Source organism: Pseudomonas sp. EL_65y_Pfl1_R83, from assembly GCF_963970695.1.
In the GTDB taxonomy this organism is placed as follows: Bacteria; Pseudomonadota; Gammaproteobacteria; order Pseudomonadales; family Pseudomonadaceae; genus Aquipseudomonas; species Aquipseudomonas tritici.
On the sequence record NZ_CAXAQI010000218.1, the window covers coordinates 1 to 538 of the forward strand.

Sequence of the window (538 nt, forward strand, 5' to 3'; positions counted from 1 at the left end):
TCATCGGCGCGGCGGTGAAGCTGTAGCCGGCCTTGTAGTCGGCGATCTGCTTGTTCCAGATGACCTTGCCGGTGTTGCGGTTGAGCGCAACGAGCCGGGCGTCGAGCGTGCCGAAGATGATCTTGTCGCCGTAGATCGCTGCCCCGCGATTGACCACGTCGCAGCACGGCACGATCGCATCGGGCAGACGCGCGTCATATTCCCATGTTCGTTCGATCTTAGCGTACGTAAACTTCACTTTCGTGCAGTGACCCCTTGTTGTAATCGAACCGCACGAGCAGCGTCTTGGAGACGGTCGCGGTGAGCGCATGGAAGCCGTTGAAGGCGGTCGTCGGCAGCCGCATCAGCGCCGCATTCTCGTCGTCGAACACGTCGGCGACGGTCCGCTCGCGCAACTCGGGATGACGATGGGCACTGGCGTGTTCGATGCAGCGATCGAGCAGCCAGGCGTTCAGCTCCTCGTAGCTCGCAAAGCGCTGCCGCGGGGTGTAGAACCGCTCGCGCACGAGTCCGACCTGGTTCTCGACCTGCCCCTTCT

General features: G+C 62.6%; 2 pseudogenes. Both read right to left on the reverse strand.

Going from position 1 to position 538, the window contains the following annotated elements:
- Window positions 1-211, reverse strand: a pseudogene (locus AACY08_RS28500) (outer membrane protein assembly factor BamB family protein); the annotation flags it as partial.
- 19 nt (window positions 212-230) lie between these two features.
- Window positions 231-538, reverse strand: a pseudogene (locus AACY08_RS28505) (IS21 family transposase); the annotation flags it as partial.